General features: G+C 61.4%; 8 protein-coding genes and 2 pseudogenes. 2 read left to right on the forward strand and 8 right to left on the reverse strand.

Going from position 1 to position 6,832, the window contains the following annotated elements; all coding sequences use genetic code 11:
• Positions 1-219: IclR family transcriptional regulator domain-containing protein (locus tag FBZ93_RS40240; protein WP_146993206.1), on the forward strand; the 219-nt coding region annotated here is incomplete at its 5' end.
• Between the two features lie 276 nt (positions 220-495).
• Here the strand turns inward: FBZ93_RS40240 and istB are convergent.
• A pseudogene (gene istB, locus FBZ93_RS40245) lies at positions 496-1,318 on the reverse strand (IS21-like element helper ATPase IstB).
• Positions 1,315-1,555 (reverse strand): annotated as a pseudogene (locus tag FBZ93_RS41680) (IS21 family transposase); the annotation flags it as partial. The pseudogenes FBZ93_RS41680 and istB, both read right to left, overlap by 4 nt.
• Here FBZ93_RS41680 and FBZ93_RS42125 point away from each other — a divergent pair.
• Positions 1,511-1,681, forward strand: a complete 171-nt coding sequence (locus FBZ93_RS42125) for a hypothetical protein (RefSeq protein WP_433995488.1) — start codon at positions 1,511-1,513, stop codon at positions 1,679-1,681. The pseudogene FBZ93_RS41680 and the gene FBZ93_RS42125 overlap by 45 nt on opposite strands.
• Positions 1,682-1,747: 66 nt before the next feature.
• On the opposite strand, the gene FBZ93_RS40255 is transcribed toward FBZ93_RS42125, so the two are convergent.
• From FBZ93_RS40255 to FBZ93_RS40280, 6 genes are all read right to left on the reverse strand, one after another.
• Complete coding sequence (locus tag FBZ93_RS40255) at positions 1,748-1,939, reverse strand: hypothetical protein (protein WP_146993208.1); 192 nt, start codon at positions 1,937-1,939, stop codon at positions 1,748-1,750.
• 294 nt (positions 1,940-2,233) lie between these two features.
• A complete protein-coding gene (locus FBZ93_RS40260) occupies positions 2,234-3,040 on the reverse strand; it encodes an ABC transporter permease (protein ID WP_146993209.1) in 807 nt (268 codons plus the stop codon).
• Positions 3,037-3,933 carry an ABC transporter permease gene (locus FBZ93_RS40265; RefSeq protein ID WP_246667867.1) on the reverse strand — a complete coding sequence of 299 codons (897 nt, stop codon included), beginning with the start codon at positions 3,931-3,933 and terminating at the stop codon, positions 3,037-3,039. Before FBZ93_RS40265 ends, FBZ93_RS40260 begins: the two co-directional genes overlap by 4 nt.
• 15 nt (positions 3,934-3,948) lie before the next feature.
• Positions 3,949-5,076 carry an ABC transporter ATP-binding protein gene (locus tag FBZ93_RS40270; protein WP_146993210.1) on the reverse strand — a complete coding sequence of 376 codons (1,128 nt, stop codon included), beginning with the start codon at positions 5,074-5,076 and terminating at the stop codon, positions 3,949-3,951.
• 35 nt (positions 5,077-5,111) lie between these two features.
• On the reverse strand, positions 5,112-6,302 hold the full coding sequence (locus FBZ93_RS40275; RefSeq protein ID WP_146993211.1) for an ABC transporter substrate-binding protein: 1,191 nt from the start codon (positions 6,300-6,302) through the stop codon (positions 5,112-5,114).
• 26 nt (positions 6,303-6,328) lie between these two features.
• Positions 6,329-6,832 (reverse strand): FAD-linked oxidase C-terminal domain-containing protein (locus FBZ93_RS40280; protein ID WP_283810895.1); only part of this gene is annotated, 504 nt, incomplete at its 5' end.

Raw genomic sequence — 6,832 nt, forward strand, 5'->3', positions numbered from 1 at the left:
ATGGCGCCGCAAGAGATCGTAATCGGTATAAACGCCTTTTCGGTACCAATCTTTCAGTCTGACGGCGATTGCATTGCGGCCATCACATTGGTCGGTTCAATGCAATACCTTGGCGAAAAGCCTACCGCCGAACAGCTAGCGACGCTGCGAGCTGCAGGTCACGCAGTTTCAAATAAACTCGGCTTCCACGGCGAATATCCATATGAACAATCCAAGTAAACGGCGTGCGCATCCGGTGTAGACTACGCATACGACGAAGACCGCCTGATTGACGTATGCGTCGCGGGCACGGCGAGCTCTATGATGGCGTTGCATGAAGGTAAGGCGACCTGCTGATCGGCGGACTTGTCGGCTTGGCGCGGGAACTTCCATTCCCAGGGCAGCAATTCGTGCAGACGCGACGCCGGCAAGATCGGCGATACGGGCGAGGACGTCGACGGATAGCGCGACAATCCGGCTGGGAAGAGTTTTGTTGGATCTGATTGTCGCGGAGCGTCAATCAGCGGTTGTTTTTGGTGTCGCGCCGACGGTGGCCGTCCTGGGCCGCGTTTTCGCTCGAACGCGGTGCGGCTGCGATAGCCCTCGATGTTCATTTCGATGATGGTGGCGTGGTGAACGAGGCAATCAATGGCGGCGAGCGCCATGGCGGGGTTCCGGAAGACCCTATTCCATTCGCCGAAGGGTTGATTGGCGGTGATCAGCATCGAGCGCCGTTCATAGCGCGCGCTGATGAGTTGGAGCAGCACGCTGGTCTCCGCCTGATCCTTGGTGACGTAGGCGAAATCACCGAGGAATCCAGCAGATCGAAGCGATCGAGGCGGGTGATGGCGACCTCGAGGTTGAGCTCGCGCCGCGCTAGCTGGAGTTTCTGGACGAGATCGGTGGTGCGGGTGAAGAGGACGCGCCATCCGTTTTCGATCAGGGCACGGCCGAGGGCTGCCGTCAAGCGACTCTTTCCGCCGCCGGGCAGACCGAACACCTGCAAATTGGCATCCCGCCCGAGCCGACCATCGCCAGCGGCGAGCGCGATCACCTGCGCCTTGGAGATTATTGGCACATCCTCGAAGTCGAAGTTGTCGAAGGTCTTTCCGGCGGGCAGCCGCGCCTCGACGAGGTGACGCTCGATGCGACAGCGGCCGCTTTCAGCGATCTCGTGCTTGGCGATGACGGCGAGGAAGCAAGCCGCCGGCCAACCTTCTTGGTCGGACTGCTCGACGAACTGTGGCCATAGCACCCTTAATGCCTTCATGGCGGGCAGCCGCAGCTCGTTGAGCAACAGATTGAAGCGCGCGGTGTCGACTGTGTTGGCCGTGTTCATGCGGCGTCTCCGATCTGGCTGGCGCCGATGAGACACTCATAGCTGGCGAGCGGGGCAAGCTGCTCCATGACCTGCGGCACGCAGGCAGGATCGGGCGCGATGTGGGCCCGGCAGCTGTCCGAGGTTGGGCAGTTAGCCGGCGCCCAAGTTGGCGCCGAGCTGACCAGCGAGTTCAGCCTCGTAGGCGCGCTCATGCGCCAGCGCAAGCAGATCGACGATGAGCCGGTATGCGACCTTGCCAACAGACTACAACATTCCAAGTTGATCGAAAACATCATGCGCGGTGCGCATTCCGCGCTCGGCAAAGCGCGTCGCGATCTGACCAGTATGTGCAGCAGCAGCACATCGGCGAAACCAGCTTAGACAAGCCCCCGGCACGGCGCTGGCAGCTCAAGGCCGCTGCTGGCAATCAAGGCCCACAGTCGGCCCTCACCCGAGCGCCGGCATCGGCCATATGGGAAGCGCCCATCTCGCCCGCGCCATGAGGAAGCGAATGGCATTCCGCTGCTCGATCGCGTTAGGATACAGATGTTGTGCACGGGACACGATGCCGAACGCGTTATCGATTCCACAACGTTCGAGAAACTGGGTAACGCGATCACCGAGATAGCTTCCGTTCATGCCCTTTCCGGCTCGCTCTGCCGGCCTTCTTGTGTGATTTGACCCACCTTGCATGTGTCTTAGTAGCTTCGAGAATTACATCGGCTGCGTAATGAGGCGGCGCATTCTCGCAGTTAAACGAGAAGACGCCGGCCAGCGGGAAGCGCAGTTCGTGGTGTTCGTTCACTTGGTCTGGCTGCTCACCGAGCTCGGCGTTGTCGGCTTCCAGCCTGACTTATCCCCTGTTGAGCGCATCGATCGTGGCGCGCTCTTGATCGCGTCTTTATCTCTGAGATCACATCCGCAGCTACTACGTCACATGGTCCGCAGCCGCTCGGTGCGCTTGCGCAAGAGGTGCGCGCTGGCGAGCAGCAACGCCGTCAGGACGACCATAAGCGTGGATACGGCCGCGATCGTGGGATCGATCTGGAATTGCAGATCGTCCCACATGCGCCGCGGCAACGTGATAGCACCGGATCCTGACAGAAACAGGGACACCACCACCTCGTCGAACGATGTGATGAAGGCGAACAGCGCACCGACAAGCACTCCTGGGCGGATAAGCGGCACCGTCACCTGCCAGAACGTGCTCACCGGCGTGGCGCCCAGACTGAGCGCTGCTTGTTCGAGCCTGGAATCGATGCCGGCCAGACTGGCGCTCACACTTGTCATCACGAACGGCACGGCCAGGCAGGTGTGCGCCAACACGATCGCGATCGGCGTGCCGATCAGGCCATAGCGAGAGAAAGTGTAATAGATTCCGATCGCCACCAAGATTACTGGCACGATCAACGGCGACAGGATGAGACCGGACGCAACGACGCGCAGCGGCCCCGGCAGGCGTGGGATCCCTATCGCAGCCAGCGTGCCGAGCGTCGTCGACAGCAGCACCACCGACGCCGCGACGAAGATACTGAGCCAGGTAGGTCCTAGCCAGTCGGCGTTGCCGAAATAAGCCACGTACCATTTCAAGCCGAAGGCGGGCGGTGGAAAGGTGAGATAGTTCGCCGACGAGAAGGACACGACGAACACAACGGCGATTGGAAAGGCAAGGAACAGCAGGATCGAACCAACGACTGTCCTCGCCAGAAGGCGGGTCAACAGGAAACGCGGGGCGCTCATCGGAGATTCATTCGGAAGGCGTTGCCGACGCCCGGCAGACGCTGGGCCACGGCGATCAGGCCGAGCGCGGTTGCCAGCAGCACGGCAGATAGAGACGCCGCATAGGCCCAATTGAGCTGGTCAACCTGCTGGGCGATCAGCATGGAGAGCGTGATCTCACGCGAGTCGCCCACCAACGCGGGCGTGATGTAGGATCCGAGCGCCAGCACGAACACCAAGAGCACCCCGGCAGCCACCCCGGGCATCGACTGCGGCAGGATGACTTGACGGAAGATGCCCCAGGGCGTGGCGCCCAGGCCCGCGGCGGCGCGCGCCAGCGAGGGATCGACCTGCCGCAGCGCGTTGGCGATCGGCAGGATCATGTAGGGTAGCAGGATGTGCGTCATGGCGATCTCGGTCGCGAGCGTCGTGTTGAGCAGCCGGGTCGGCCGCTCGAGCAGGCCGAGCGCCAGCAGCGCCTCGTTGATCAGGCCATGACGGCCCAGCAGCACCATCCAGGCGTAACTGCGCACCAGCACCGACGTCCAGAGCGGCAGCAGGATCAGGATCAGGATCAAGGGCGCGCTCGAGCGGGCGCGTGACAATGCGAGCGCGACCGGGTAGCCCAGCACCAGGGTGCTGAGCGTGACTACAAATGAAGTGCTCAGCGTGATCCAAAAGGTCCTGAGGAAGACGGTATCGCCCGGCAGCCCTACATAGTGATCCAACGACCAGTTGGGGTCGTTGAGGCTGCGCAACAGCATCAACACCACCGGTACGGCGTAGAACACCACCATGTAGGCCAGTAGCGGGGCAGCGAGCAACAGCGGCGTGAGCTTTGGGAGCGCGCGCTTCCACGCGCCCCATTCCCGCGAGCCGCGGACGAGCCGTGAAGGGAGGATCGTTGTCGGCACAGACAAGAGCCCCTCCTACACCACGATTGTGTCCGCGACCGACCAGGCGATCTCCACGCGCTCGCCGACAGCTCGACGGCGGACCGCGGCACTAGAAGCTTCCTTGAGCACCATAGAAGTCCCGCCCTCGGTCTTTAGCAGATAGCGGCAGCGCTCGCCCGCGAAGACGGCCTCGCTCACGGTGACGCTCATTCGGTTGACGCCTAGTCCGGACTCGACCGGTCTATCGGCGAAGCGCAAGCGCTCGGGCCGCGTGGCCAGGGTGACCTTGGTACCGCTCGCCGGGCGCACCGAGGAGACGGCCCGCATCAGGACGCCATCGCACTCGGCGACGACGACGTCACTCTCGACACCGCGCACGGCAGCCGGCAAGAAATTGGATTCGCCAATGAAGCCAGCCACGAAGCGATTGCAGGGCCGGTCGTAGAGATCTTCTGGCCGCCCTACCTGCGCCACGCTGCCGTCGTTCATGACAGCGATGCGGTCCGACATTGTAAGCGCCTCGTCCTGGTCGTGCGTGACCAAGATGAATGTGATGCTGAGCTCAGCGTGCAGGCGGCGCATCTCAAGCTGCAGATTTTCGCGGAGCTGCTTGTCGAGCGCGCCCAGCGGCTCGTCCATCAAGAGCAGACGCGGCTTGAACACAATTGCACGCGCCAAAGCCACGCGCTGCTGCTGGCCACCGGAGAGCTGGTCCGGATAGCGCCCGCCGTAGCCGGGCAGGTGGACAAGCTCTAGCGCCTCACCGACCAGCCTCGTCCGCTCCTGCTTCGATACGCCACGTTGCTTTAGTGGGAAGCCGATGTTCTCGGCCACGGTCAGATGCGGAAACAGAGCGTAGTTTTGGAATACCATGCCGATATTGCGGCGATAAGGCGGCGTAGCGACCACCGACGCCCCGTCTATTGTGATGTCGCCGCTCGTGGGGGCTTGGAATCCCGCGATCATCATGAGCGTGGTGGTCTTGCCAGAACCGCTGGGGCCTAACAGGGTCAGGAATTCGCCCGACCGAATGTCGAGCGAAACCCCAGCCACGGCAGCGACGCCTGCGTAGCTCTTCTCCAGATCACTCAGCGACACCGAGGCGCCGCGGCCACGACTCTTTTCCTCAGGGGAATCCAAAATCCCTCTGGGTTCCGACATGGCGGCCCGCGAAGCTTGGTAAGATAGAGAACGCATTAGCCCAGCAGCCATTTAGTGAACTTGGCAGCGGCCCTTTCGCGGTTGGCTGCCCACCATTCGTAATTGTAGGGTACGACTTGTTTCTTGATCTCGGGCGCGCTCGGCAGCACGACCAGTCGCTGTGGCGGGATGTACTTTTGGGCGGCTTCATTGACCGGGCCGACGGGAATGGCGAGTGCGAAGCGAGCCTGCGGGATTGGCATAGTCGTATAGGCCACGAATTTCATGGCATTCACCTTGTTCCGGGCTCCTCTTGGGATACCCCAGGTGTCGAACTTGGCCACCCCCTGATTCCATGAAATTGCCACCGGCACGCCTTGCTCCTGTAACGCTGCCATCCGGTGTCCGTAAACGGTGGCCATGACCACTTCGCGATCAGTCAGCATCTGCGTCGGCTGGGCGCCGGTCGTCCACCACTTAACCACGCTCTTCTTGATCTTGTCGTAGCTGGCCAGTGCTTTATCGATATCGAGGGGATACAGCTTGTCAGGGGGCACTCCAGCCGCCATCAGCGCGAACTCTAGCTCCGGATAAGCGGGGCCGACGCCGTACATGGCACGGTCGCCGGGAAACTTCTGGATATCCCAGAAATCGGCCCAACTCGCAGGGGTGGCGCCCCTGAAGGCGTCGGTGCGATAGCCCATCACCTGGGCGTGCACCATCATGCCGAGGTCATATTCGAAGCGGTATTCCCTGCGAACGCCGTCATCAATAAGCGAGTAGTCGATCTTCTCAAGATAGTCGCCGGTTTTCATAAGGTCTATAGCGTTGGCATGACCCAGATGGACTACATCCCATCCGACGTTGCCGGTATCGACCATCGCCTTGACCTTGGCCCAATCGGCACCGGGGAAGTCACGAACTTTGATCCCCGTTGCTTTCTCAAAAGGCTGGAATTGGGCCTTCTGCTGGGCCTCCTGAACAGTGCCGCCATAGCCCGCGATACGCACCTCGCCTGAGCCCTTGAGGATGTCGGGAATAGTGGTCTGCTCGGGCCAGGCGCCTTGCGCCAAGCCCGAGCGTAGAATGAAAGGTGCGGCGAGCGCCGCGCCCCCAAGTGTGAGCAGGTATCGACGTCGGACGGTTACCGATGAATACTTCCTTTGTTTTTCTATCTGCATGACGTTGCTTCCAGCGCTCGCCCCTTCGCCGGGCGGATCCGCACAACCGCCCACCACCACCTTCACGAACTTGCTCGAACGGGCGTTAAGCCTCAGTCCGGCTCTCTCGGCAACTTCAAGAGTTTGCCGGGGTTCATGAGGTTGCGTGGATCAAAGCACTGCTTGAGCTTCCGCATCATCTCCATCTCCACGTTACTCTTGTAGCGCGGCATTTCGTCGATCCGTAAGCGACCGATGCCATGTTCGGCGGAGATCGAGCCCCCGAGTTTCGCCACGATGTCATGAACGATCTGATTAACTACGGGCAAATAGGACTGCCACCTGGGTTTGTCGCCCCCCTCTGCTTGGAGTGGGTTGTAGTGGATGTTGCCATCGCCGAGGTGGCCAAAAGCGAACGAACGCAAGCCCGGAAATCGTGCTCCGAGTGCCTCATTCGCTTCAGCGATGAATTGCGGCACCTTCGAGATCGGCACTGATACGTCATGCTTATAGGACACGCCCTCGAGCCGCTGGCCTTCCGGCACGCCCTCCCTAATGCGCCAAAGGCCAGCGGCTTGGGCAGCCGAACTGGCAATAACGCCGTCGACTAGTTCGCC

The organism is Bradyrhizobium macuxiense, assembly GCF_007993935.1.
Taxonomy (GTDB): Bacteria; Pseudomonadota; Alphaproteobacteria; order Rhizobiales; family Xanthobacteraceae; genus Bradyrhizobium; species Bradyrhizobium macuxiense_A.

Bases quoted from the DNA above. Each gene is read 5' to 3' on its own strand.
- FBZ93_RS42125 (WP_433995488.1), top strand. From the start codon at position 1,511: ATGCGCCAGCGCAAGCAGATCGACGATGAGCCGGTATGCGACCTTGCC.
- FBZ93_RS40255 (WP_146993208.1), bottom strand. From the start codon at position 1,939: ATGAACGGAAGCTATCTCGGTGATCGCGTTACCCAGTTTCTCGAACGT.
- FBZ93_RS40270 (WP_146993210.1), bottom strand. From the start codon at position 5,076: ATGTCGGAACCCAGAGGGATTTTGGATTCCCCTGAGGAAAAGAGTCGT.
- FBZ93_RS40260 (WP_146993209.1), bottom strand. From the start codon at position 3,040: ATGAGCGCCCCGCGTTTCCTGTTGACCCGCCTTCTGGCGAGGACAGTC.